This window comes from Marinobacter alexandrii, from assembly GCF_005871205.1.
Taxonomy (GTDB): domain Bacteria; phylum Pseudomonadota; class Gammaproteobacteria; order Pseudomonadales; family Oleiphilaceae; genus Marinobacter; species Marinobacter alexandrii.
In genome coordinates, this window is sequence record NZ_SWKM01000017.1 from 60,455 (window position 1) to 83,758 (window position 23,304).

Annotated in this window: 22 protein-coding genes; 4 read left to right on the forward strand and 18 right to left on the reverse strand. The window is 58.6% G+C overall.

Annotation, left to right across the window (positions count from 1 at the left end; genetic code table 11):
- Positions 1–15 precede the first annotated feature (15 nt).
- The 17 genes from FCS96_RS19545 to FCS96_RS19625 all read right to left on the reverse strand — a co-directional run bounded on the left by FCS96_RS19545 (position 16) and on the right by FCS96_RS19625 (position 18,795).
- The gene (locus tag FCS96_RS19545; protein WP_138442079.1) at positions 16–591 is read right to left on the reverse strand and encodes a chalcone isomerase family protein; all 576 of its coding nucleotides are present in this window, start codon (positions 589–591) and stop codon (positions 16–18) included.
- 201 nt (positions 592–792) lie between these two features.
- Positions 793–1,788, reverse strand: coding sequence for an RNA polymerase sigma factor RpoS (gene rpoS / locus FCS96_RS19550; protein ID WP_138442082.1), 996 nt, complete (start codon positions 1,786–1,788; stop codon positions 793–795).
- Positions 1,789–1,989: 201 nt separating this feature from the next.
- The gene (locus FCS96_RS19555) at positions 1,990–2,754 is read right to left on the reverse strand and encodes a peptidoglycan DD-metalloendopeptidase family protein (RefSeq protein ID WP_171040880.1); all 765 of its coding nucleotides are present in this window, start codon (positions 2,752–2,754) and stop codon (positions 1,990–1,992) included.
- 327 nt (positions 2,755–3,081) lie between these two features.
- Positions 3,082–3,978, reverse strand: coding sequence for a DUF368 domain-containing protein (locus FCS96_RS19560; protein ID WP_323053730.1), 897 nt, complete (start codon positions 3,976–3,978; stop codon positions 3,082–3,084).
- 68 nt (positions 3,979–4,046) lie between these two features.
- Positions 4,047–4,703: a protein-L-isoaspartate(D-aspartate) O-methyltransferase gene (locus FCS96_RS19565; protein ID WP_138442086.1), complete on the reverse strand. Its 657-nt coding sequence runs from the start codon at positions 4,701–4,703 to the stop codon at positions 4,047–4,049.
- Positions 4,700–5,470, reverse strand: coding sequence for a 5'/3'-nucleotidase SurE (gene surE, locus FCS96_RS19570; RefSeq protein ID WP_138442088.1), 771 nt, complete (start codon positions 5,468–5,470; stop codon positions 4,700–4,702). The genes FCS96_RS19565 and surE overlap by 4 nt, the downstream gene beginning before the upstream one ends.
- 11 nt (positions 5,471–5,481) lie before the next feature.
- Positions 5,482–6,582 carry a tRNA pseudouridine(13) synthase TruD gene (gene truD / locus FCS96_RS19575; protein WP_138442090.1) on the reverse strand — a complete coding sequence of 367 codons (1,101 nt, stop codon included), beginning with the start codon at positions 6,580–6,582 and terminating at the stop codon, positions 5,482–5,484.
- Complete coding sequence (gene ispF, locus FCS96_RS19580; protein WP_138442092.1) at positions 6,579–7,058, reverse strand: 2-C-methyl-D-erythritol 2,4-cyclodiphosphate synthase; 480 nt, start codon at positions 7,056–7,058, stop codon at positions 6,579–6,581. The genes truD and ispF overlap by 4 nt, the downstream gene beginning before the upstream one ends.
- Positions 7,059–7,082: 24 nt before the next feature.
- Positions 7,083–7,784: a 2-C-methyl-D-erythritol 4-phosphate cytidylyltransferase gene (gene ispD, locus FCS96_RS19585; RefSeq protein WP_138442094.1), complete on the reverse strand. Its 702-nt coding sequence runs from the start codon at positions 7,782–7,784 to the stop codon at positions 7,083–7,085.
- A gap of 150 nt (positions 7,785–7,934) precedes the next feature.
- Positions 7,935–8,207: a septum formation initiator family protein gene (locus FCS96_RS19590; RefSeq protein WP_138442096.1), complete on the reverse strand. Its 273-nt coding sequence runs from the start codon at positions 8,205–8,207 to the stop codon at positions 7,935–7,937.
- 200 nt (positions 8,208–8,407) lie between these two features.
- The gene (eno, locus tag FCS96_RS19595; RefSeq protein WP_138442098.1) at positions 8,408–9,703 is read right to left on the reverse strand and encodes a phosphopyruvate hydratase; all 1,296 of its coding nucleotides are present in this window, start codon (positions 9,701–9,703) and stop codon (positions 8,408–8,410) included.
- Between the two features lie 61 nt (positions 9,704–9,764).
- Complete coding sequence (gene kdsA, locus FCS96_RS19600) at positions 9,765–10,610, reverse strand: 3-deoxy-8-phosphooctulonate synthase (protein WP_138442155.1); 846 nt, start codon at positions 10,608–10,610, stop codon at positions 9,765–9,767.
- 2 nt (positions 10,611–10,612) lie between these two features.
- Positions 10,613–12,241, reverse strand: a complete 1,629-nt coding sequence (locus FCS96_RS19605) for a CTP synthase (protein WP_138442100.1) — start codon at positions 12,239–12,241, stop codon at positions 10,613–10,615.
- 87 nt (positions 12,242–12,328) lie between these two features.
- Positions 12,329–13,684 carry a tRNA lysidine(34) synthetase TilS gene (gene tilS, locus FCS96_RS19610; protein WP_138442102.1) on the reverse strand — a complete coding sequence of 452 codons (1,356 nt, stop codon included), beginning with the start codon at positions 13,682–13,684 and terminating at the stop codon, positions 12,329–12,331.
- Positions 13,668–14,621, reverse strand: coding sequence for an acetyl-CoA carboxylase carboxyl transferase subunit alpha (accA, locus tag FCS96_RS19615; protein ID WP_138442104.1), 954 nt, complete (start codon positions 14,619–14,621; stop codon positions 13,668–13,670). The genes tilS and accA overlap by 17 nt, the downstream gene beginning before the upstream one ends.
- 178 nt (positions 14,622–14,799) lie before the next feature.
- Positions 14,800–18,282, reverse strand: coding sequence for a DNA polymerase III subunit alpha (gene dnaE, locus FCS96_RS19620; RefSeq protein ID WP_138442106.1), 3,483 nt, complete (start codon positions 18,280–18,282; stop codon positions 14,800–14,802).
- A gap of 45 nt (positions 18,283–18,327) precedes the next feature.
- The gene (locus FCS96_RS19625) at positions 18,328–18,795 is read right to left on the reverse strand and encodes a TlpA family protein disulfide reductase (protein WP_041342686.1); all 468 of its coding nucleotides are present in this window, start codon (positions 18,793–18,795) and stop codon (positions 18,328–18,330) included.
- 72 nt (positions 18,796–18,867) lie between these two features.
- Between FCS96_RS19625 and arsC the strand changes: the two genes are divergently transcribed.
- From arsC to FCS96_RS19645, 4 genes are read left to right on the forward strand one after another with little or no spacing between them, the layout of a single operon-like run.
- Positions 18,868–19,221: an arsenate reductase (glutaredoxin) gene (gene arsC, locus FCS96_RS19630; RefSeq protein WP_138442108.1), complete on the forward strand. Its 354-nt coding sequence runs from the start codon at positions 18,868–18,870 to the stop codon at positions 19,219–19,221.
- Between the two features lie 54 nt (positions 19,222–19,275).
- Positions 19,276–19,881, forward strand: a complete 606-nt coding sequence (gene wrbA / locus FCS96_RS19635; protein WP_138442110.1) for an NAD(P)H:quinone oxidoreductase — start codon at positions 19,276–19,278, stop codon at positions 19,879–19,881.
- 56 nt (positions 19,882–19,937) lie between these two features.
- The gene (locus FCS96_RS19640) at positions 19,938–20,297 is read left to right on the forward strand and encodes a DUF2069 domain-containing protein (RefSeq protein ID WP_138442112.1); all 360 of its coding nucleotides are present in this window, start codon (positions 19,938–19,940) and stop codon (positions 20,295–20,297) included.
- A 33-nt stretch (positions 20,298–20,330) separates the two neighbouring features.
- Positions 20,331–22,148 (forward strand): GspE/PulE family protein, encoded by a 1,818-nt coding sequence (locus FCS96_RS19645; protein WP_138442114.1) that lies wholly within the window; start codon positions 20,331–20,333, stop codon positions 22,146–22,148.
- Between the two features lie 13 nt (positions 22,149–22,161).
- On the opposite strand, the gene FCS96_RS19650 is transcribed toward FCS96_RS19645, so the two are convergent.
- A complete protein-coding gene (locus FCS96_RS19650) occupies positions 22,162–23,283 on the reverse strand; it encodes a DUF3080 domain-containing protein (protein ID WP_138442116.1) in 1,122 nt (373 codons plus the stop codon).
- Positions 23,284–23,304 lie beyond the last annotated feature (21 nt).

The window sequence follows — 23,304 nt, forward strand, 5'->3', positions numbered from 1 at the left end:
TACTTGCCGTGACGGTTACCGCTGGCCCAGCATCTTTTCTTTCAGGTCCTGCTGGGCAGGCTTATCAGACAGCCAGATGCCAAACAGGGCTTTCTTGAACGCCAGATCACCCATGGTGTCCTTGTGCTTGCCGTTCTTCAGCACCTTCACACCCTCACCAGGCAGGTACACCAGATCAAAGACGTCACCTTCCTTGATCTCTTCCTGGAACACGCCCATGAACTGATCGACGTCGTTCTGGATCGCCGCCATGTCCCCCTCGGTGGAGGCTTTGAAGCCTTCCAGGGTGGCTTCTGTCATCCGCTCACTGGTGATCATGCCGGAGATAATGTGCAGGGTGATGGCCTGGGGTTCGTCGGCATTAATGATGGCCTGGTCATCGTTAATCATTTCTGGCACGTACAGTCCGCCCACGTAAAGATCCATGAACCACTTCGAACGCGTACCCGCGCCGTTGAGTTTCAGCTCAGTGTCCATTGCCGAATAGGTGTCCGGAACATCCACACCTTCCACCGTCAGTGCTGAGGCCGGCGCCGACAGTGCGGCGGCTATAACCAGAGACATAAAACCGGTTGAGAGAGCCTTCTTCATAGTCCTTTCCTTTTGATCGTTATTATTGATGCATTTCATTCGTCAACCGGGGTTCGACACCCTTATCCCCGCCCGGTCAGGGCATTCTAGCAACGACTATGGGCAGCCTTACGGAACCTGGTTCTCATTTGCAACGATACTGAAACGTAAAAACCGGCGGGGTTTCCCCGGCCGGTTTATAGCAGAACGATCAGATAGGGATTACTTGAAAAGCAGGGTTCCGGACAGGCCTTCCTTTTCCAGAATTTCGCGCAGGCGACGTAATGCCTCAACCTGAATCTGCCGGACACGCTCCCGGGTCAAGCCAATTTCCTGCCCGACCTCTTCCAGCGTGCTCACCGGATAGCCCCGCAAGCCAAATCGACGCGACAGGACTTCCTGCTGCTTATCACTAAGCAGATCAATCCACTTCTCGAGGCAGGAGCACATGTTGTTGTCTTGCAGCAGGTCAGCCGGATCCGAGGCACCTTCGTCAGCAACGGTGTCGAGCAGAGATTTTTCTCCGCCGGTACCAATGGGTGTGTCCATGGACGCCACGCGCTCATTGAGTCCGAGCATGCGTTTCACGTCGGCGACCGGCTTATCCACCATGCGCGCAATTTCTTCAGCCGACGGCTCATGATCAAGCTTCTGAGTCAGCTCCCGCGCAGCACGCAGGTACAGATTCAGCTCTTTGACCACGTGAATCGGCAGGCGAATGGTGCGGGTCTGATTCATAATGGCCCGCTCAATGGTCTGTCGGATCCACCAGGTGGCGTAAGTCGAGAAGCGGAACCCACGTTCCGGATCGAACTTCTCCACGGCCCGGATCAGCCCGAGGTTGCCCTCTTCAATGAGATCCAGCAGTGTCAGGCCACGATTAACGTAGCGCCGGGCAATTTTGACCACCAGGCGTAGATTGCTTTCAATCATGCGCTTGCGGCCGGATTCCTCGCCCTTACGTGCCAACCGGGCGAAATATACTTCTTCTTCCGGTGTCAGTAGGGGGGAAAAGCCAATTTCGTTGAGGTAAAGCTGAGTGGCGTCCAGCTGTTTCTGGCTGGTGAAATAACGCCCCTGGGTAGGAATTTCTTCGGTATCGGCCCGGTCGTCACCGGCCGGTGCTTTATCGACCTTCTCTTCTGCAAGCAATTGATCTTCGGACTCATCCTCGTCCACGACACGATCAACAATGATATCTTCCTGGTCTGCTGACATTTTTCTTGCCCCGCCTCTCAATAATCCTGGATGTTCGTTCGGTCTTTCTTGTTATTGCGAACGTTCTTTGTACGGCTTCTTTTCTTCTTCAGGACATCTGCTGGTTGGCCGGTCACAACTGTGACCGTTTTTGTTGTTTTCTAATAGTCTGTCTGTCAGTACCGGTGGATCAGGAGGGACAGCATCCGGGCCGTCTGCTCATTAACGTCTTGGCAGGTAGTGGGAGGGATCAACCGGATTGCCATTCTTGCGGATTTCAAAATGCAACATGGGTCGTTCAGTGCCACTGCTACCAAGTTCTGCGATCACTTGACCGGCTTTAACGTCCTCCCCTTCCTGCACCAGAATCTTCCGGTTGTGTGCGTAAGCGCTCAAATAGTGCTCATTATGATTCACGATAATCAGGTTACCGTAACCAAGCAACCCGTTGCCTGCATAGACAACATTTCCATGCGCTGCTGCCCTAACAGCATCTCCGGCTTTTCCGGCAATATCAATACCTTTATTGACTTTTCCGGATGATGAATATCCAGCAATTACGGTGCCAACGTGAGGCCAGCGCCAATCTACCCGGGCCACGGTCTGGCTCTGCGACGACAACGGGGCCCCTTTCTTCGGGGCGCGGGTAACCGTCGGCTTGGGCGCTGGCTGAGCCGACGTGGTTGCCCGCGGCTTACGCGATGACGCCCTGGATTTACTGGCCGCTACCTTATTCTGACTGCTGGATGTTACGGTTCCGCGTATGTCGAGCCGGAGCACCTGGCCCGCTTTCAGGTTCCAGGGCGGTGTCAGTCCATTGGCGTCGCCCAATTCGCGATAGTCACGACCATAACGCCAGGCAATGCCATAGAGAGTTTCACCCGGTTGCACCACATGCCGGCCCCAATACACCGGCGGGTTGTAGATATCGTCACGGTAGAGTGCAGGGGTGTTACAACCGGCGAGGAACGCCACAAACAGGAGCATGGCCGCCAACGCGGACCGTTTACTGAGATGTTTTGGAGCACAACAGGAAGCCTGGGTACCGGAAGGGAACCGCGGGGAAGCCGGCAAGGCGGCATTGATTAACCCACGAAAAAATCTCACAAGAATAAAAACGACCCAGTTATAAATAATCTGTATAACGCATACTGCATGCCAAACAACTTTCTAAAGTTTTATGAGTAACTTGCTAATATATTGCACAATTTGACTTGGAATCCAAGTTACTGACTGACCACGTCTGTTACCGGGAGGAACAGTCAAAATGCGCATTCGGTAACACTTTGGAAATTTTTCAGAGCAAAACGCACGCTAACCGTTACGTTGATGGCGTGCCCCGAGTAACTCGACGGCCAGCACCAACAAAAAGCCCGCCAGCGCCACCAGCACTGCGAAAGCAACCTGGGGATCCTGTCCGGTTAAATCCGCGAAAGTGAACGGGCTGACACTCGCTTCGTTCAGCGGTACCTGTTCACCATTGCTGTTGAAGCGCCAGCTAAGGGTCTGTTTCCAGGGCCAAACCTTGTTCAACGCCCCAATCATAAAGCCCGTAAGAATGGCGAGGACAACATCGTGAAAATGATGAAACGCCCAGGTAATCACTCGCGCAATGGACAGTAAGCCCAACACACACCCCGCCAGGAACAGCGCCAGCAGTGTGACATTGGCTGACTGGATGGCATCCAGAACCGGCGCGTACATGCCGATGATAACCAAAATGAAACTGCCGGAGATGCCCGGCAGAATCATCGCACAGATGGCCAGTGCGCCTGCCAGGAAGAAGGTCAGGGGTGACGTTGCCGGCTGCCCCGCGGATAAGGTGGTTATCCACCACGCCAGGGCGATGCCAGCAACCAGAGGCAGGCATAGGAACGCCCTGTAGTGCCGGACCTGACGGCCCACGTGCCAGACCGACGCGACAATCAGCCCGAAAAAGAAACTCCAGATCAGGATGGGGTACGTGACCAGGACGTAACTGATCAGGGAAGCCAGCGTGAGAATACTGGTCAGCACACCGGCCAGCAGACACACCAGGAAAGTGCCATCGCAGGCATACCAGAACGCCTGAAGCCGGCCCCGAAACAGATCACGAACGACTGCACCAGGCACCGCGTTGATCGCTTCAAGCAGGCGAAAATAAATTCCCGTAATAAAGGCAATGGTGCCACCGGATACACCGGGCACTATGTCTGCAGCGCCCATGGCCATACCCCTGGCAAAAACCGCGGCCGAATGGTGCCGGCGTTCACCCTCGGAACTCGTTTGGTCGCTTTCGGTCACCGGACCACCCCGCCTAGCAGCGGCACAAAATGCACAGGCTCCAGTTCCTTGTGTTCAAACCGGTCACCCCGGCGGGTAACTTCCACCAGAATCTGGTTTTCCTCACCCACGGGTGCAATCAGCACGCCGCCGTCCCGCAACTGCATCAACAGCTCCTGGGGTATCTCGACCGGGGCTGCCGTGACAATGATGCCATCAAACGGACCACGATCGGGCCACCCCATGCCGCCGTCCGCGTGCTTCAGGAGCACGTTGCGGGCATGAAGCTGGCGTAACCGATCGCGGGCCCTATCCTGCAATGGCTTGATCCGTTCAACACTGTAGATCTCGTCAAACAGATGTGCGAGCACGGCGGTCTGGTAGCCAGAACCGGTACCCAGCTCAAGCACCCGCTCAGGCTCGTGCGCCAGCATCAGCTCGGTCATACGGGCCACGATGTAGGGCTGGGATAGGGTCTGGCCATAGCCGATAGGCAGTGATGTATCCTCATAGGCCCGGTGAGAAAGCGCCTCATCCAGGAAAATATGGCGGGGCACTTCGCCAAGGACGTCGAGCACCCGATCCGACTCAATGCCGGCCTCACGAAGACGCTGCACCAAACGCATGCGGGTTCGCCGGGAGGTCATGCCGATCCCCTGAAGCTGAGCGGTCATGCTTCGGTCTCCCCGAAATCCCCCAGACCCTCAACCCAATCCCGAAGCGAGACCAGCGCCTCGTGTCGGGTCATGTCGATGTGCACCGGTGTGATCGAAACAAAGCCCTCGCGCACGGCGTGAAAATCGGTACCTGGACCTGCGTCACCACCGGCACCGGCGGCGCCAATCCAGTAGCGCTCTTTGCCCCGCGGACAGGTCATGGGGATTGCGCCCTCGGCCCGTTCACGATGCCCAAGCCGGGTAACCCGAAAGCCATTCAGCTCTTCCCAGGGTAGATCCGGCACGTTCACGTTCAGGATTGAGCGCGGCCCAAGCACCAGGGGCCGACCACTTTCGAGCAGACGACGCACCACACGGGCAGCAGTTTCATAATGAAAGTGGCCGTTGTTCACCAGTGACACGGCAATGGCCGGCAGTCCCAGATGGCGTCCTTCGGTGGCTGCGGCCACGGTGCCGGAATAGATAATGTCGTCGCCGAGGTTGGCGTGGGTATTGATTCCCGAAACAACCCGATCAAAAGACTGGTTGAACAATCCGTTGACCGCCAGGTGTACGCAGTCGGTGGGAGTACCATCCACGGAACGAAAACCATTCGGATGCTGTTCAACCGTTAATGGCCGGTTCAGGGTCAGGGAATTACTGGCCCCGCTATGGTCCCTATCCGGAGCCACGACTTCCAGATCACCAAGCCCTTTCAAGCCTTCGAACAGGGCAACCAGTCCTGGTGAGTGAACGCCGTCATCGTTGGACAACAGAATACGCACTGTGTTCTCCGCTAGCCTTGTTGTTTGTTATGGCGGCCGAGGCTCATGTCCTCAAGCTCGAATACATCATTCAGTAGTGTGGTGGCGTACTGGCCAGGTGCCAGCGAGAACTCGAGCCGGAGACTGTTATCGTCCTGCCAATGCCACACCAGCTCGCCGGGCAAAACCGCCAAGGCGCGCCGTTCAGGCTTCATTCGGGTGGTTGAGAACACCCGGACGAGATCCGGCGCCTGCTCGACCACCCGGTGCTCCAGCTCGCCCTGCACTCCTTCGGCAACAGTTCCGCCGTCACCCCACAACGGTCCGGTTGGAACCGATTCACCCGCGGTCTGACCTGGCTCACCATCCATCGGTGTAAGCCAGCTACCCTCAGCTACCCGATGAGCAAGCACCTCATTGAACAGCCACGAACGTGCCGCCGAAAAGTACAATACGTTTTTCGAGGCCTCTCTGCCAGCGCGGTTTTTGCCTTTGCGACCGCGCCCACCTGATCGGGACCGGCTGTCCATGGCGGACGGATCCATGGCCGCAGCCTGGTCCAGATTGCCACCGCCATGACCAAAGCGTTGGGGACCAAAGTAATTGGGCGCTCCCTGCTCCTTCAGCCGAGCCAGTGCCTGATCAATATCGACGCGTGTTCCCACCACGTCCCGCAAAACGATCACAAAGCGGTTGCCCTGATGATCACCGCGACGCAGCTTGCGGCTGGAGCGAAATGCCGACAGCACCTGCCAGCGCTCAGCCACGCTTGCAATAAACTCGGAATCTTCTGATGCCTTGCCCGGGCGGTAAAGGCTGAACCACTGGCTGGTGACGGCGTGACGGTCTTTCAGACCACAAAAGCCAACATCAAACGACCGACAGCCCGCAAGCGAGGCCAATTCCCGCGCCACGAACTCGGTGTTATCGCCGGTTTTCCGTAGCCGCAGACACAGGTGCTCGCCGTCCCCGGTAATGTCTTCGGGCGACGCCTCTGCGGGCACTCCCTGCAGATCCTCATCCACCTGGAAGTCTTCAGGGCAGCATTTCAACTGACCCCGGGCAATTCGGCCACCGGCCGAGGTCGGCCAGTCCAGACGCCAGCGACTCGTGGATTCGTCGTTGTTACTCACGAGGACACCGGCTCCAGCAGACACACGGCCTGGCAAGCAATACCCTCACCGCGGCCAGCGAAGCCAAGCTTTTCGGTGGTGGTGGCCTTCACACTCACACGACTCGCCGGAATACCGAGATCCTCGGCGATGTTCAGGCGCATGGCCTCAATGTGCGGCGCCATCTTTGGCGCCTGGGCAATGATCGTGCTGTCGATATTGATCACACCATAGCCCTCTTCCCGAACCCTTTGCATAACACGACGCAGCAGGTCACGACTGTCAGCGCCGGCCCATTCGTCGCTGGTGTCCGGAAACAAATGACCAATATCGCCCAGAGCAACCGCGCCCAGCAGGGCATCCGCCAACGCGTGCAGCAGCACATCGCCATCCGAGTGCGCCTTCAGGCCCTGACTGTGAGGAATGGATACCCCGCCAAGAATCACCGAATCGCCTGGACCAAAGGCGTGGACATCAAAGCCCTGACCAATACGCATAACCTACTCCGGGAAAGAAAAAATTCAGAAACGGCTGAGAATAAAGCCGGCAAGATCCAGATCCGCAGGAACCGTCACCTTGATGTTGTCGGGCCGGCCTTCAACCAGTACCGGCATGGTACCGGAAAACTCCATGGCAGAGGACTCATCCGTGACAGGCAACCCGGCCTCCTGGGCTTTTTCCAGTGCAGTGATCAAAGCGGAATAGCGAAACATCTGGGGCGTCAAAGCCCGCCACAACGGCCGCCGGTCCACGGTCTCCTGCACTTCCGGATTCTCACCCCGCCCCGCCCTCTTCAGCGTGTCCGCAACCGGCGCTGCCAGCAGACCGCCAACCGGATGCCCGGACAGGATTTCGATCAGTTTGCTCAGATCGTCGCGGTGAACGCACGGCCGGGCCGCGTCGTGCACCAGAACCCAGTCATCGTCCCTGGCCTGGCCAGCCAACGCACGCAGCGCCGCCAGCACCGAATCCGCGCGTTCGACACCGCCGGTGCACGTCTGGATACGTTGATCCTTGCTGGACTCGGTAGTCGGCCACCAGTGGTCGGACGAATTCAGGGGGACCATGCAGCCGGCAAACGGGGCAGCATTCAGCACACGCGAAAGGGTGATATCGAGAATAAAGCGGGAATCAATACGGAGGTACTGCTTGGGGCATTCAGCTTGCATTCGCTGGCCAATCCCAGCAGCAGGAACAATAAGCCAGAGGTTGGATTCAGTCATGGGGTGCCCGTACAAGGTCGGAAGATCGGCGAGGCTAACTTTTCCGGGAATATCTGTGGCCATGGATGGCCACAGTCAAGCGCACATGGATGTGCTCGTAGCGGTTCCCGGGAAAGGTAGCCTCGTCGATCTACACTCCGAAGCAGGAGTTCAATTCTCTACCACAAGAAAGAAGGTTTCGTCTTCGCGAATCAAACCAAGGTTCATCCTGGCCCTTTCCTCCACGGCGCTCTGCTCATTACGCAGGTTACGAACCTCCGCGTAGAGACGCTCGTTACGGGTCGCCAGTTCGGAATTCTCCTCACGCTGTTCGGCAATGGACTTTTCCAGCGCCCAGACCTGCGCAAAGCTGCCCTCCCCGACCCACAGGCGCACCTGCAGCAGGAGTATCAGCACAATCATTATGGTCCAGAGCAACTTCATTGCCGAGCCCGTTCCGGATTAACCGATTAAAAATTAAACGACGTTTGCCGAGTATAGACCTTAGAGTAGATTAACAACAACTTCTTCTAACCGCTTGTGTAAAAAGGCCATCGTGACTGAATGTTCATTCAGTCACGATGGCCTCAATCACATTGCGGCCACAATCATAAAGATCGTGGCTCAAAATGGAAGGGTGGGCTTCAGCCCTGGCCCTTGATTTCGCTTAGGCCACGGTACGGTGCCTTACCGTCCAGTGCTTCTTCAATACGCAGCAGCTGGTTGTACTTGGCAACGCGATCAGAGCGACACAGTGAGCCGGTCTTGATCTGGCCAGCACAGGTCGCAACCGCGAGATCTGCAATGGTGGTGTCCTCGGTTTCGCCAGAGCGATGAGAGATAACCGCGGTGTAGCCGGCATCCTGCGCCATCTTGATGGCATCGAGGGTTTCACTCAGGCTACCGATCTGGTTGAACTTGATCAGGATGGAGTTACCCACGCTCTTCTCGATACCTTCCTTGAGGATGCGGGTATTGGTCACAAACAGATCGTCGCCCACCAGCTGAATCTTGCTGCCCAGCTTATCGGTCAGCACTTTCCAACCGTCCCAGTCGCTCTCATCCATGCCGTCTTCGATGGACACAATCGGGTAGCGCTCGCACAAACCAGCCAGGTAGTCAGCAAATCCTGCAGAATCGAAGCTCTTGCCCTCGCCGGACAGCTGGTACTGATTGTCCTTGTAGAACTCCGAAGACGCACAGTCCAGAGCCAGAGTCACGTCGGTGCCCAGCGCGTAACCGGCCTTCTCGACCGCTTCCTTGATCACCGCCAGAGCGGCTTCGTTGGACGGCAGGTTCGGAGCAAAACCACCTTCATCACCAACGGCAGTGTTCAGGCCCTGGGCCTTCAACACCTTCTTCAGACTGTGGAAGATTTCTGCACCAATGCGCAAGGCTTCGGCGAAGCTCTTGGCGGCCACCGGCTGCACCATGAACTCCTGGATATCCACGTTATTGTCGGCATGCTCGCCGCCGTTCAGGATGTTCATCATGGGTACCGGCATGCTGAACTTGCCAGAGGTGCCGTTCAGGTCGGCAATGTGAGCGTACAGAGGCTTGCCCAGAGACTCGGCTGCGGCCTTGGCGGCTGCCAGGGACACCGCCAGAATGGCATTGGCGCCAAGATTGGCCTTGTTTTCGGTGCCATCAAGTTCCAGCATCACATTGTCGAGGCCACGCTGGTCTGCAGCATCCTTACCCAACAGGGCGTCACGGATCTTGCTGTTAATCGCATCAACCGCCTTGCGGACACCCTTGCCCAGATAACGGGAGCCATCCTGGTCACGCAGTTCCAGCGCTTCGCGTGAACCGGTGGAGGCACCGGAAGGCGCACAGGCGCGGCCCAGGGTACCGTCTTCAAGGATCACATCGGCTTCAACAGTGGGGTTGCCGCGGGAATCGAGAACTTCGCGCGCTTTGATGTTGGCAATCTTGGTCATTGTTGTCAGTCTCCAAAGTTTTCAGGTAATCAAAGGGGGACGAAACGAAGAACACCGCCAATCAGGCGGTGTCGATAGGTTTAAAGCTCTTGATGAGGTCATCCACGGCCTTAACCCGTGCCAGGAACGGTTCCAACTGGCTCAGACGCAGGGCACAGGGGCCGTCGCATTTGGCCTGGTCCGGATCCGGATGGGCCTCCAGGAATAGCCCGGCAAGCCCCTGGGACATGCCGGCCAGTGCCAGATCCGTCACCTGAGCGCGGCGGCCGCCGGCGGAATCCGCACGACCACCCGGCATCTGCAGCGCGTGGGTCACATCAAAAAGCACCGGTACATTCATCTGCTTCATGATGCCAAAGCCCAGCATGTCGACCACGAGGTTGTTGTAGCCGAAGCTGCTGCCCCGCTCGCACAGGATCAGCTTGTCGTTACCGGCTTCCTCACACTTGGTGATGATGTGCTTCATTTCCTGAGGCGCCAGGAACTGGGCTTTCTTGATGTTGATCACTGCCCCGGTTTTGGCCATGGCCACCACCAGATCGGTCTGCCGGCTCAGGAAAGCCGGTAACTGGATGACGTCACACACCTCTGCTGCCGGTGCAGCCTGGGCAGGCTCGTGGACATCAGAAATGATCGGCACACCGAACTTGCTCTTGATATCAGCCAGGATCTGCAGACCCTCATCCAGGCCAGGACCACGGAACGAGTTCACCGACGAGCGGTTGGCCTTATCGAACGATGCCTTGAACACATAGGGAATCCCCAGCTTGCCGCACGTCTCAACGTAGGCCTCGGCCACTTCAAAGGCCATCTCCCGGGATTCCAGCACATTCATACCGCCAAACAGCACAAACGGCCGATCATTGGCAACTTCGATATCCGATACGTTCACGGTGTGCCGTGCCATCATCAGTCTCCCTGCTTGCGAGCCAGTGCCGCTTCAACAAAGCCCTTGAACAACGGATGGCCGTCGCGGGGGGTTGAGGTGAATTCGGGGTGGAACTGACACGCCACAAACCAGGGGTGATCAGCCACTTCCACGACTTCCACCAGTTTGTCATCGGACGACTTTCCGGAAATCCTCAGACCTGCGTCCTTGAGTTTGGGCAGGAAATGGTTGTTCACTTCGTAACGATGACGATGACGCTCTCGAATGGTCTTACGGCCATAGCAGTTAGCGATGGTGCTACCTTCAGCCAGCACACAATCCTGGGCCCCCAGGCGCATGGTGCCGCCAAGGTCGGACTCGTCGGTACGCTCTTCCTTCTCGCCGCTGGCGTCCAACCACTCGGTAATCAGGCCAACAACCGGCTCAGGAGTATGGGAGCGGAATTCGGTGCTGTGCGCGTCCTTCAGGCCCGCGACATTGCGTGCGTATTCGATAACGGCGACCTGCATACCCAGGCAGATGCCCAGATACGGTACCCGGTTTTCACGGGCGTACTGCACCGTGCGAATCTTACCTTCAACACCGCGTTCGCCAAAGCCACCGGGAACCAGGATGGCGTCGGCACTATCGAGTGCGCCGGTGCCGTCCCGCTCAATGTCTTCAGAATCGATGTAGTTGATATTGACCTTGGTGCGGGTCTTGATGCCAGCGTGGAGCAGGGATTCGATCAACGACTTGTAGGCGTCGAGCAGCTCCATGTACTTGCCGACCATGGCGATGGTTACCTCGCCCTCCGGATTCAGCAAGGATTCCACAACGTTGTCCCACTCGCTCAGGTTGGCCGCACGGGCATCCAGGTTGAAGCGCTCGATGACCAACTGGTCCAGGCCATGCTCGTGCAGCATACGCGGGATGGCGTAGATGGACTTGGCGTCCTGCAGCGGGATGACCGCACGCTCTTCCACGTTGGTGAACAGGGCAATCTTACGACGGGAGCTGGCATCCACCTCGTGCTCGGAACGACACAGCAGGATGTCCGGCTGCAAGCCGATGGAACGCATTTCCTTCACAGAATGCTGGGTTGGCTTGGTTTTGATCTCACCGGCGGTGGCAATGTAGGGCACCAGGGTCAGGTGCATGAACAATGCACGCTGGGCACCGACTTCTACCTTCAACTGACGGCAGGCTTCCAGGAACGGCAGGGATTCGATGTCACCCACGGTTCCGCCCACTTCGATCAGGGCCACGTCAGCACCGGCGGCGCCTTCAACTACACGACGCTTGATCTCGTCAGTGATGTGCGGGATGACCTGCACAGTACCACCGAGATAATCGCCACGGCGTTCTTTACGAATGACTTCTTCGTATACGCGACCGGTGGTGAAGTTGTTGCGACGGGTCATGGGCGTGCGGATAAACCGCTCGTAGTGCCCCAGGTCCAGGTCCGTTTCCGCGCCATCGTCGGTGACAAATACTTCACCGTGCTGGAACGGGCTCATGGTGCCGGGGTCCACGTTGATGTACGGGTCCAGCTTGAGAATAGTGACCTTCAGGCCGCGTGCCTCGAGGATCGCAGCCAGTGAGGCTGATGCGATACCTTTCCCCAAGGAGGACACGACACCGCCGGTGACGAAAATATAACGCGTCATGCAGATTCCATGATTGTCTGGTTCGGTGAAGGAGGGAGATTGTCATCTCAAGATGGGACGCCAGACTACCAGAAACCCCCCACTGACTCAATCACCTTCCCGCTTCACAATGAGCCGCCAGCCGGCGGCAGGAGCGCTTCCCGAGTATTGGCCCGAACACCACAAATTGCCAACAGCGATGAGCTCGGCATCGTCCCCGGAACCCGCAAAAACCAACGGGAGGCGGGGCCGTTCCCAGGGAGGAACAGCCTGTTCCTGAAGCCAGTTTTTCAGGGATTTCGAACGCCCGTCCGGGTGTAATCGGATTCGCTCACCACCCAGCCTGGTAGATACCCGTATTGGCGGCAGAACCGATTCCGGGTTAGCAGCAGGTTCCAGGACAAGCCGCCAGCCTCCCCACGCGATTGACTGCGCAGGTATCAACTCCTGAGGTGAATCCGGCTCGAATCCTGGCTCCGGTACCAGATAGATCCAACCCTGAAACCGGCGCAGGCTAAAGCCTTCGCCGCGCAACTCAGGCTCACGGTCCGGCCCGGCCTCCAGCAACTCCTGCAGCACCTGCGACCAGTCCGAGATCACGGGTGGCTCAAAGCCCTCGCGGCGAATCCACCAGCGCACCAGATTGGCCTGCTCAACCGCCTCCAACGCCTGTAACGATGGCACCGACAATCGCCCATCGGCATCAGCCACCTCGGCCCATTGGCGCTCCGCCAGCCGGGCGTTCAGAAACGCGCTATCCGAGCATGCGCCGGCACTGTGCCGCAGTCTCTGAGTCAGATTCGGCCAGCGGGCCTTTAGGCCCGGCAGGATGTTGTGACGCAGGTAATTGCGATCGTAGCCCTGATCGGTATTGCTGGGATCTTCCACCCAGTTGAGTGACGCCTGGCGCGCCCAGTGCTCAAGCTCTTCCCGCTCAAGATCCAGCCAGGGCCGAACCAGCTGACCGGCACCCAGCGTCCGGCTGCGTGGCATACCGGCCAGTCCCGCAACTCCGCTGCCACGCAACAGCCGAAACAAAACCGTTTCTGCCTGGTCGTCCGCGTGATGGGCCATTAGCAACAGGTCGCCCGACTCCAGAGTCTGCTCAAACACCGAGTAACGTGCCTTGCGCGCTGCCTCCTCAATACCGCCGACATCACCTCTTTGCTTACCGGTCTTTACCGACACCCGCTGGGAAACTAATTGCACGCCCAGCCGATCGCACAACGCACGGCACAGAGCCTCGCTGTCACTGGCATTGGATTGCAGTTGGTGATTGACATGGATGGCGCCAACCGGAACCCGGGCGGCGTGGCAATGGGCGACCACATGGAGCAGTAACACGGAATCGAGGCCACCACTGACGGCGACCCACAGGCGGGAGTGTTCGGGAAGTGACCTGACCGGAGCACACAGGGCGTCCGGCCAGGCAGCGCCATTCTCGGGCTTAGCGCCCGGTGTCATAGCGGGTCAGCCGCTCGTAGCGGCGCGCGACCAGTTCGTCCTTGGGCAGGCGGGACAGCTCGGACACACCTTTAGCCAGAATATCTTTCAGGGATTGAGCCATCTTGTCCTGATTCCGGTGTGCCCCACCCAAAGGTTCCTGGATGACGTTGTCCGCCAGCCCCAGGTCCTTGAGCCGGTCTGCCGTTACACCCATGGCCTCTGCCGCCTGGGCTGCAAACTCGGCACTCTTCCAGAGAATGGAGGCACAGCCTTCCGGCGAAATAACCGCATAGGTGGAGTACTGCAGCATGTTCAGTTGATCGCACACACCAATCGCCAGAGCGCCACCGGAGCCGCCTTCACCGATGACGGTGGAGATGATCGGGGTTTTCAGTCGTGACATCACAGCCAGGTTGAACGCGATGGCTTCACTCTGCCCACGCTCCTCGGCGCCGATGCCGGGATAGGCACCCGGGGTATCGATGAAGGTGAGGATGGGCATATTGAACCGCTCGGCCATCTCCATCAGGCGCAGGGCCTTACGGTAGCCTTCCGGGCGTGGCATGCCGAAGTTTCGCTTGACCTTATCCCGCACTTCCCGGCCTTTCTGGTGACCGATCACCATCACTGGCTTGTCGTCCAGGCGAGCCGTGCCACCCACGATGGCCAGATCATCAGCGTAGCGACGATCACCATGCAGCTCGTCAAAGTCATCGAAAATCGATTCGATGTAATCAAGGGTATAGGGTCGGCGCGGATGCCGTGCCAGCCGCGCAACGTCCCACGGCTTCAGATCCGAGAAAATACTCTCGGTCAAGCTGACGCTTTTCTTCTTCAGCCGGGTAATTTCGTCGGTGATGTTGATGTCGGTGTCGTTGCCAACCATACGAAGCTCTTCAATCTTGGCTTCCAGGTCGGCAATAGGCTGTTCGAAATCCAGATAATTAGGGTTCATGATGTTCCATCATTTGATTGCCAGGTGGAGAAACACTCCGCCAAACCAGAATTTGGGATAAAGATAGCAGCGCCGGCAACACGGCTAAAGCGGACATTGGTATGAGTCCGCATTCTGACAAAACCGTAATTTATCAATATGTCAGCCGTATTAGCGCCCAGAACCTTGCCGAACTACCTCAATCATAGACCAGTTCCACGGACTGGTCGCCCACCAGGTACCGAAGCTCCAGCAGCAGGTTGTCGTCCGGTTGCACCCGCCAGGAATCACCCAGTTCAATACGGGTCCTGGCCTCGTCACTGCTGTACTCGATCCAGACCTGACTGCCTTCACAGCGGAACGGCCGCAAGGTGCTGTCCAGCTTCTCCAGCAAGCCGTTTTGCAACTGATCGGAACGCAGGGCCAGCTTCAACCCCCGGCTGAACTGCTGGCGCGCGCTGCCAACATCCATTACCGAACTCACCCGCATTTTCATCTGCCCGGAGTAATCGTCGTGGCTAACCTGCCCTTCCAAAACGATTACCTGATCCGACTGCAGCAATTCGCGGTTCTCGAAAAAGGCCTCCGAGAACAGAGTTGCCTCAATGCGGGCACTCCGGTCGTCCAGGGTGATGAAGCACATGGTGGACCCGGTGCGGGTCTTCATGGTGCGCTGCGCCACCACCAGCCCTGCCACTCGCTGGGGTGATTTGTTGGGCTTCAGGTCGGCAATGGATGAGCGCACAAAACGGCGTACTTCTTTCTCATATTCGTCAAACGGGTGCCCGGTAAGATACAGGCCAAGGGTGTCTTTTTCCCCTTTCAGGCGCTGCTTTTCGGGCCATTCCCGGACATCGGCGACGTCCGCGTACACATCTTCGCCTTCGCCTCCTTCCAGCATCTCGCCGAACATATCGGTCATGCCCACGGATTCGTTCCGAGACTGCTGGCCGGCCTGCTGAACCGCTTTGTCGATACTCGCCATCAACTGGGCCCGGCTGGCACCCAGCTTGTCCATGGCACCAGAGCGGATCAATGCCTCCATGGCCCGCTTGTTGACCTTTTTCAGATCAATGCGGCGGCAGAAATCGAAAATATCCTGGTAAGGCTCGCCGTCACCGCGGCCTTCAACCACGCTCTGGATCGGCCCCTCACCCAGGCCCTTGATGGCGCCCAGGCCGTACACAATCTGGCCTTCATCGTTCACGGTGAAGGTGAAATCCGAGCGGCTGACGTCCGGTACCAGCAGGTCCAGCTTCATGTTGCGGCACTCTTCCACCAGCGTGACCACCTTGTCGGTGTTCTGCATATCGGCGGTGAGTACCGCAGCCATAAATTCGGCCGGGTAGTGAGCTTTCAGCCACAGGGTCTGGTAGGAAACCAGCGCGTAGGCGGCGGAGTGGGATTTGTTGAAACCGTAACCGGCGAACTTCTCCACCAGGTCGAAGATATTCTCCGCGAGGGTTTTGTCGATGCCATTCTGCTCGCAGCCGTCCAGGAAGAACTGCTTCTGTTTGGCCATCTCCTCGGGTTTTTTCTTACCCATGGCCCGGCGCAGCATGTCGGCATTACCCAGACTGTACCCACCCATCACCTGGGCGATCTGCATGACCTGCTCCTGGTACAGGATAACCCCGTAGGTGGGCTCCAGAACCGGTCTCAGGCCTTCGTACTGATAGTCCGGGTGCGGGAAGGACATGGGCTGGCGACCGTGCTTCCGGTCGATGAAGTCATCGACCATGCCCGACTGCAGCGGACCCGGCCGGAACAGTGCCACCAGGGCGATCATATCTTCCAGGGAATCCGGCTGCAGGCGCCGGATCAGGTCTTTCATACCCCGGGATTCCAGCTGGAATACCGCGGTGGTCTCGGCCTTCTTGAGCATGTCGAAGGACGGAACATCGTCGAGCGGAATCTCGTTGATGTCCAGCTCCGTTAACCCGCGCTGTTGCCGGCGCGGGTTGATCATATTCAGGGCCCACTTGATGATGGTGAGCGTACGCAGGCCCAGGAAGTCGAACTTGACCAGACCGGCGTCTTCCACGTCGCCCTTGTCGAACTGGGTAACCAGGCTACCGCCCTCGTCATCACAATACAGCGGCGAGAAATCGGTGATCTTGGTGGGCGCAATCACCACGCCCCCGGCGTGCTTACCGGCGTTCCGGCATATACCCTCGAGCTTAAGCGCCATCTCCCAGATTTCCTGGGCTTCCTCGTCCTGCTCGAGGAACTCTTTCAGCTGAGGCTCCTGCTCAATCGCCTTGTCCAGGGTCATGCCCGGCTCAAACGGGATCAGCTTGGACAGTTTATCCGCCAGGCCGTAAGACTTACCCTGCACCCGCGCCACATCGCGCACCACCGCCTTGGCCGCCATGGTGCCGAAAGTGATGATCTGGGAGACCGCTTCCCGGCCATACTTCTGGGCCGTGTATTCAATGACCCGGTCCCGGCCTTCCATGCAGAAATCGACGTCAAAGTCGGGCATGGATACCCGTTCCGGGTTCAGGAAGCGCTCGAACAGCAGGTCGTATTCCAACGGGTCGAGATCGGTAATCAACTGCGCATAAGCCACCAGCGAACCAGCACCGGAACCCCGGCCCGGCCCAACCGGAACGCCGTTGTTCTTGGCCCACTTGATGAAGTCCATAACGATCAGGAAGTAGCCCGGGAACCCCATCTGGATGATGATGTCCAGCTCGAAGTTCAGGCGCTTGTAGTAGGCTGCCCGCTTCTCATCGTACTCCGGATCGTCCTTGCTCAGGGTCTTGGCAAGCCGCTCCTCCAGACCTTCCTCGGAGACTTTGCGGAAGTAGTCGTCCATGGTCATCCCGTCGGGGATGGGATAGTTCGGCAGGAAGTACTCACCCATGCGCACTTTCACCGAGCACCGGCGAGCAATCTCCACGGTGTTCTCGATGGCTTCGGGAATGTCGGCAAACAGCTCGATCATTTCCTCGGGGCTGCGCAGGTACTGCTGGTCACTGAACCGACGATCCCGACGCGGATCATCCAGGGTCCGGCTCTCCCCAATGCAAACCCGGGCTTCGTGGGCTTCAAAATCGTCGGCGGTGAGGAAGTGCACATCGTTGGTGGCTACCACCGGCAGGCCCAGTTCCTGGGCCAGCTCAACACTCAGGTGCAGGCAGTCTTCGTCGCCGTCCCGGCCGGTTCGCTGCAACTCCAGGTAACAGGCACCCGGGTACAGGTTCATCCAATAGGCCGCCCGTTCCCGGGCCAGCTCCGGCTTCTCGGCCATCAGGGCCTTGCCGATGTCACCCATCTTGCCGCCGGACAACATGATCAGGCCATCGGGACGCTCTTCCAGCCATTTGCGCTGGATGATGGGCTTGCCAAAACGCTGACCTTCGGTGTAGCCGAGGGAAATGATCTCGGTCAGGTTCAGGTAACCGTCATTATTCCGGGCCAGCAATGTCAGCCGAAACGGGTTGTTCGGCTCATCGGGATTTTCCAGCCAAAGGTCGGCCCCCATGATGGGCTTGACCCCGGCGCCGGTTGCGGCCTTGTAGAAGCGAACCAGCGAGCACATGTTGGACTGGTCGGTAAGACCGACCGCGGGCATGCCCAGCTCGGCCACACGGCCGATCAGGGGTTTGACCCGGACCAGTCCGTCGACCATGGAGTATTCGGAGTGTACGCGGAGGTGTACAAAAGTCTGCGCCATAACGTCAGGCAATTCCTGCTGATAAATTCTGTGCGGGCCCGGCAGTTAACCGCCGATCAGGGCCCGGATGTCTGCTTCTGTCTGGGGCCCGAACCGGGCCTCCAGCAGATCCCCTTCGGGGTTAACAATAAAGGTGGCCGGCAGGGCCACGGGGGTCTGCCAGCCTAATTTCTGCCCGGGATCTTCCGCCAGCATGGTGAACTCGATTCCCATGCGCTCGCCCAGGCGCTCCAATTCTTCGCCACGCACGCCGTCAAAATTGACGCCGAGAACGGCAATGTCTGGAGCCTTGTCCAGTTCATTCAGTTCCGGGATTTCCTCCAGGCAGGGCTTGCACCACTCGGCCCAGTAATTGACCAGCACCCACTGGCCGCGAAGCATATCCCAGTTCATCTTTGGCCCGTCGGCCCGCTCCAGTTCGATCTTCTCACAACCGGCCAACGCCAAGACCAGGAAGAACAGCCCAACATGGGCCATCCTGCGGAAAAAGCTCCGGTTTGCAGGGTACTGCACGAGAAAACCTCCTGTTAGACTACGGGCCACTTAAACAACAGCATCCATTCAGACGGACGATCAGGCCAGAACATGACAGAACCCACCCGGATTTTCCATAACCCGCGCTGCTCGAAATCGCGACAGACCCTTGAACTGCTTACCGACCGGGGCATTGAGCCGGAGATAGTACGCTACCTGGACACACCACCCACAGTGGCTGAACTGGCGGACATCCTGACGGCTCTTGATTGCGAACCCCGGGAGCTGATGCGCACCAAGGAAAAGGAATACCGGGAACTTGGGCTCGATAACCCCGAACTGAGCCGCGACCAGCTGATTGCAGCCATGGTGGCCACGCCCAAACTGATCGAGCGACCCATTGTACTCGCGAATGGCAAGGTCGCGGTAGGCCGACCACCGGAAAACGTACTGTCCATTCTGTAATTCCGGCCGCGAGCCTGATACCTCACCTTCATTTCTTAGCCCAGGACATTACCCATGGCTGAACAATCGCCTTACATCCTGATTCTGTATTACAGCCGGAACGGCCAAACCGCCGAACTGGCTACCCAGATCGGCCGGGGTGTGGCCCGGGTCAGTGGTATCGAAGCTCGAATCAGGACCGTCCCACCCGTGTCGCCGGCAACCGAGGCATCGCTGCCGCCCGTGCCCGATAGCGGCGCCCCCTATGCCAGCAAGGCCGATCTGGCCGAATGTGCCGGCCTGGCTCTCGGCAGCCCGACCCGCTTTGGCAACATGGCGGCACCGCTGAAACATTTCCTCGACACCACCGGTGATCTCTGGCTCAGTGGCACCCTGTCCGGCAAGCCGGCCGGCGCTTTCACGTCTACCGGAAGTCTCCATGGCGGCCAGGAAAGCACCTTGCTGACCATGATGATTCCGCTGCTGCACCATGGCATGGTGCTGTGCGGCTTGCCCTACACCGAGAAGGCGCTGGGTGAGACCGAGACCGGTGGCACGCCCTATGGCCCCAGTCACTGGGCCGGCACCGGGGAGCAACTACCGATCAGCGAGCACGAAAAATCACTGTGCCAGGCCCTGGGTGAACGGCTTGCCCGGTTCGCGCTGAAACTGTCAGCCTGATACAGCCGGGGCCAATGCCCGTATTTCAATTGAACACCTATTTTGGAAAATACACTATGCTGCACAATCCAAAGGCCCAGAACACGGCGCGCCTGACCATACTGCTGTACGTGGCGGTTCTGGCAACGCTGCTGGCCACCACCTTCTACCCGGCTCCCGTGGAAGGCGTATCCATTCCGCTGATGCTGGCCGTGAAGCTGCTGCCTCTGCTCGCTTTTGCGGTTCCTGTGTTCCGTGGCCACAACCGAGGCTACATCTGGATGGCGTTCGTGGTCATTTTCTACTTCACTCAAGCTGTGGTTTCGGCCTGGCTGAGTGAGGGCGACGCTGGCCCGGTCATCCTTACTGTGCTGACCTTCTTGCTGTTTACGGTCGCCATGGTTCACCTGAAGGTCAACCGCCCGGTCGCAGGCTGACTGCCACCGCAATGCTCCTGACTGCGAGACTCTATGTCTGATACCAAGTCGCCAGAACACGCCAGCCGGCCGACGGCGCCGGCTCGTAGCATCCTGACTCTCAGAGACGTATGCACGGCGCTGGTCACCAGTGGGGAAATCAGTCAGGACGACGCCGAGCGTGTGCTTACCGCCAATCTCGGCGCCGCCTCTGGCAAGGGCCAGGATGCCAAAAAGCACCCTCTGGAACTGGTGGCGATTGCCGCGCTTACCAGCCGGAAAACCGATCGGACCCTGGATCTCGACCGCCTGACCCAGTGGCTTGCAGACTGGGCCGGACAACCCTATTTCCATATTGATCCGCTGAAGATTGATGTCTCCGCCATCGCCAAGGTGATGTCGTACGCCTTCGCGCAGCGGCACGGCATCCTGGCAGTGGAGATCGGCCCGGATGAGGTGCTTATTGCCAGCTCGGAGCCGTTCAAATCGGACTGGGAAGGCAACCTGAAACATGCCATGCGCAAAGACATTCGCAGGGTGGTTGCCAATCCGGAGGACATCCGCCGCTACACGGTCGAGTTCTATCAGCTGGCCAATTCCGTCAGTAAGGCCGGCGGTGGCCAATCGTCGGCCTCAGTTGGCAGCAACAACTTTGAGCAACTGCTGGACCTGGGTACCAGCGAAAACCCGGACGCCAACGACCAGCACGTGGTCAAGATCGTCGACTGGCTGCTCCAATACGCCTTTGACCAGCGCGCCTCGGATATTCACATAGAGCCACGACGGACGGTTACCCAGGTGCGTTTCCGGATCGACGGGGTTCTGCACAATGTCTACGAATTCCCGGAACACGTGGGTGTTGCCGTTACCAGCCGCCTGAAAATTCTCGGGCGGCTGAATGTGGCCGAGAAACGGCGGCCGCAGGACGGCCGGATCAAAACCCGCAAACCCGACAACCGGGAAGTGGAACTGCGCCTGGCCACCATGCCCACGGCCTTTGGCGAAAAGATGGTAATGCGGATCTTTGACCCGGATGTGCTGCTGAAATCCTATGAGCAACTGGGCTTCGGCAAGGACGACCGCGAACGTTGGCAGACCATCACCTCCCAGGCCCACGGCATTGTATTGGTAACCGGCCCGACAGGCTCGGGCAAGACCACCACCCTGTACTCAACCTTGAAGCAGATCGCATCGCCGGAGCTGAATGTCTGCACCATCGAAGACCCGATCGAGATGGTGGAGCCGGCCTTCAACCAGATGCAGGTCCAGAACAACATCGATCTGACTTTCGCAGCGGGCGTGCGGGCACTCCTGCGACAGGACCCGGACATCATCATGATCGGTGAAATCCGCGATCTGGAAACCGCCGAGATGGCAGTTCAGGCCGCCCTTACCGGCCATCTTGTGCTCTCCACCCTGCATACCAATGACGCGCCCAGCGCCATCACTCGCCTGATGGAACTGGGCATTCCGCCCTACCTGATCCGGGCTACCGTTCTGGGGGTTATGGCGCAGCGGCTGGCCCGCACACTCTGCCCCCATTGCAAGAAACCGGGGCCGGCGGATGAACAGGCCTGGCAAACCCTCACCCGGCCCTGGAAGGCCCCAGTGCCAAAACAGTTCTATCAGCCGGTTGGCTGCCTGGAATGCCGGAACACCGGCTACATGGGACGCGCGGGTGTGTATGAGATCATGAGCCTGTCCGGCACTCTGACCCGGCAAATCACCGAGCACTGCGAACTGGAGCAGTTGAGGCTGGACGCCTACAAGGAAGGGATGAAGTCACTCAGACTGGGTGGCGCCCAGAAAGTCGCCGCCGGGCTGACCACCGTGGAAGAAATTCTGCGGGTGACACCGGAAAGCCAGCGCTGATCCACCGGCGAGTTCACGCGCCGGGCCGCATACCACACTGTTCCAGCAAGGCCTGCCAGCTTTGGGTATGGTGCGCCATGGCAGCATCCAGCTCAAGCCACAGGCTGTCGTCCGCCACCTGGGACAGGTGCCTGCGATACCAGCTGGCGAACTCGGGCGGCATCACTGCCCTTTGTCGCTCCGCCATCATCGCCAGGGGTTCGATCAGCTCAACTCGGGCCCGGCGAAGATCACTCATGTAGGGCTGTATCTTTTCGATATAAACGCTGAAGAACATGCTCTGGACAATCTCCGACTGATTGTTCGGCTTTCCCTTCAGGCACAGCGGACGCTGCTCGATCCGCTGTTGCAGTAACGCGGTGGCGTCATTGAGTCGGGTTGTTACCAGTACCGCACTGTTGATCAGCTGGCCGGCCCGGTATTCCGCCTGCCAGCGCTGCTGGACCGCCCCGGCAAACTCCAGTGAACTCTCATCCAGCGCTCCCTTTCCCGGTGATTTTGCTCCCGGTGATTTTGCCCCCAGCGCATAAGCTTCTACGTTTCCCGTCAGCAGCGCGCCCACGACCTGATTCATCCGATCACTGTCACGGGCCAGATCGGCCACCGGATTGCCCTCGCTCTGAACCGGGTAATAACCCTTGGCCAGGGTAAACAGGGTCTCGATCTCCTCGACGCCCCAGGTGGCATTCCAGATCGCAATCGGCAGGGTTTCCCGCTTGCTGGCAATGGCTTCGTTCAGCACTTCCACCAGGTCTTCATCCTCGGTTTCCGGGATACAGTCCTGGGCGGCACGAATAAAGCGCAGCTCATAGCGCAGCCGGTTCAGCGGCTGCATAACCTTGCCCATCACCGAGTTCTTCTCACCCACTACGAACTGCAATTCACAGCCGTAGAGCGACAGGAAATCGAGCATGCCCAACTCAAGCTCGGGCATGGTCAGTACGCGATCACGGCGGCGGGGAATGTGGCTGGGGGAATCGATGGCAGAAAGCTCGGGCTCTGTTTCCAGAACCCGGGCAACCCGTTCGACGTATCCGTCCATCATCGGACGGGCTTCAGAGAAGGGATTACAGGCGCTCAGCACCACCATCAACAGGCCCGGAACGCACAGCCTGATCCATCCTGTACCGGGCATGAACATCTCCTGATGGGTTGC

Coding starts and splice junctions, on each gene's coding strand:
- tilS (WP_138442102.1), bottom strand. CDS start 13,684: ATGACACCGGGCGCTAAGCCCGAGAATGGCGCTGCCTGGCCGGACGCC.
- arsC (WP_138442108.1), top strand. CDS start 18,868: ATGACAGAACCCACCCGGATTTTCCATAACCCGCGCTGCTCGAAATCG.
- ispF (WP_138442092.1), bottom strand. CDS start 7,058: ATGCGTATTGGTCAGGGCTTTGATGTCCACGCCTTTGGTCCAGGCGAT.
- rpoS (WP_138442082.1), bottom strand. CDS start 1,788: ATGTCAGCAGACCAGGAAGATATCATTGTTGATCGTGTCGTGGACGAG.
- eno (WP_138442098.1), bottom strand. CDS start 9,703: ATGACCAAGATTGCCAACATCAAAGCGCGCGAAGTTCTCGATTCCCGC.
- FCS96_RS19565 (WP_138442086.1), bottom strand. CDS start 4,703: ATGACCGCTCAGCTTCAGGGGATCGGCATGACCTCCCGGCGAACCCGC.
- FCS96_RS19590 (WP_138442096.1), bottom strand. CDS start 8,207: ATGAAGTTGCTCTGGACCATAATGATTGTGCTGATACTCCTGCTGCAG.
- FCS96_RS19560 (WP_323053730.1), bottom strand. CDS start 3,978: ATGGCCATGGGCGCTGCAGACATAGTGCCCGGTGTATCCGGTGGCACC.
- ispD (WP_138442094.1), bottom strand. CDS start 7,784: ATGACTGAATCCAACCTCTGGCTTATTGTTCCTGCTGCTGGGATTGGC.
- accA (WP_138442104.1), bottom strand. CDS start 14,621: ATGAACCCTAATTATCTGGATTTCGAACAGCCTATTGCCGACCTGGAA.
- FCS96_RS19605 (WP_138442100.1), bottom strand. CDS start 12,241: ATGACGCGTTATATTTTCGTCACCGGCGGTGTCGTGTCCTCCTTGGGG.
- FCS96_RS19555 (WP_171040880.1), bottom strand. CDS start 2,754: ATGCTCCTGTTTGTGGCGTTCCTCGCCGGTTGTAACACCCCTGCACTC.
- dnaE (WP_138442106.1), bottom strand. CDS start 18,282: ATGGCGCAGACTTTTGTACACCTCCGCGTACACTCCGAATACTCCATG.
- FCS96_RS19545 (WP_138442079.1), bottom strand. CDS start 591: ATGAAGAAGGCTCTCTCAACCGGTTTTATGTCTCTGGTTATAGCCGCC.
- kdsA (WP_138442155.1), bottom strand. CDS start 10,610: ATGGCACGGCACACCGTGAACGTATCGGATATCGAAGTTGCCAATGAT.
- FCS96_RS19650 (WP_138442116.1), bottom strand. CDS start 23,283: ATGCCCGGTACAGGATGGATCAGGCTGTGCGTTCCGGGCCTGTTGATG.
- wrbA (WP_138442110.1), top strand. CDS start 19,276: ATGGCTGAACAATCGCCTTACATCCTGATTCTGTATTACAGCCGGAAC.
- FCS96_RS19645 (WP_138442114.1), top strand. CDS start 20,331: ATGTCTGATACCAAGTCGCCAGAACACGCCAGCCGGCCGACGGCGCCG.
- FCS96_RS19640 (WP_138442112.1), top strand. CDS start 19,938: ATGCTGCACAATCCAAAGGCCCAGAACACGGCGCGCCTGACCATACTG.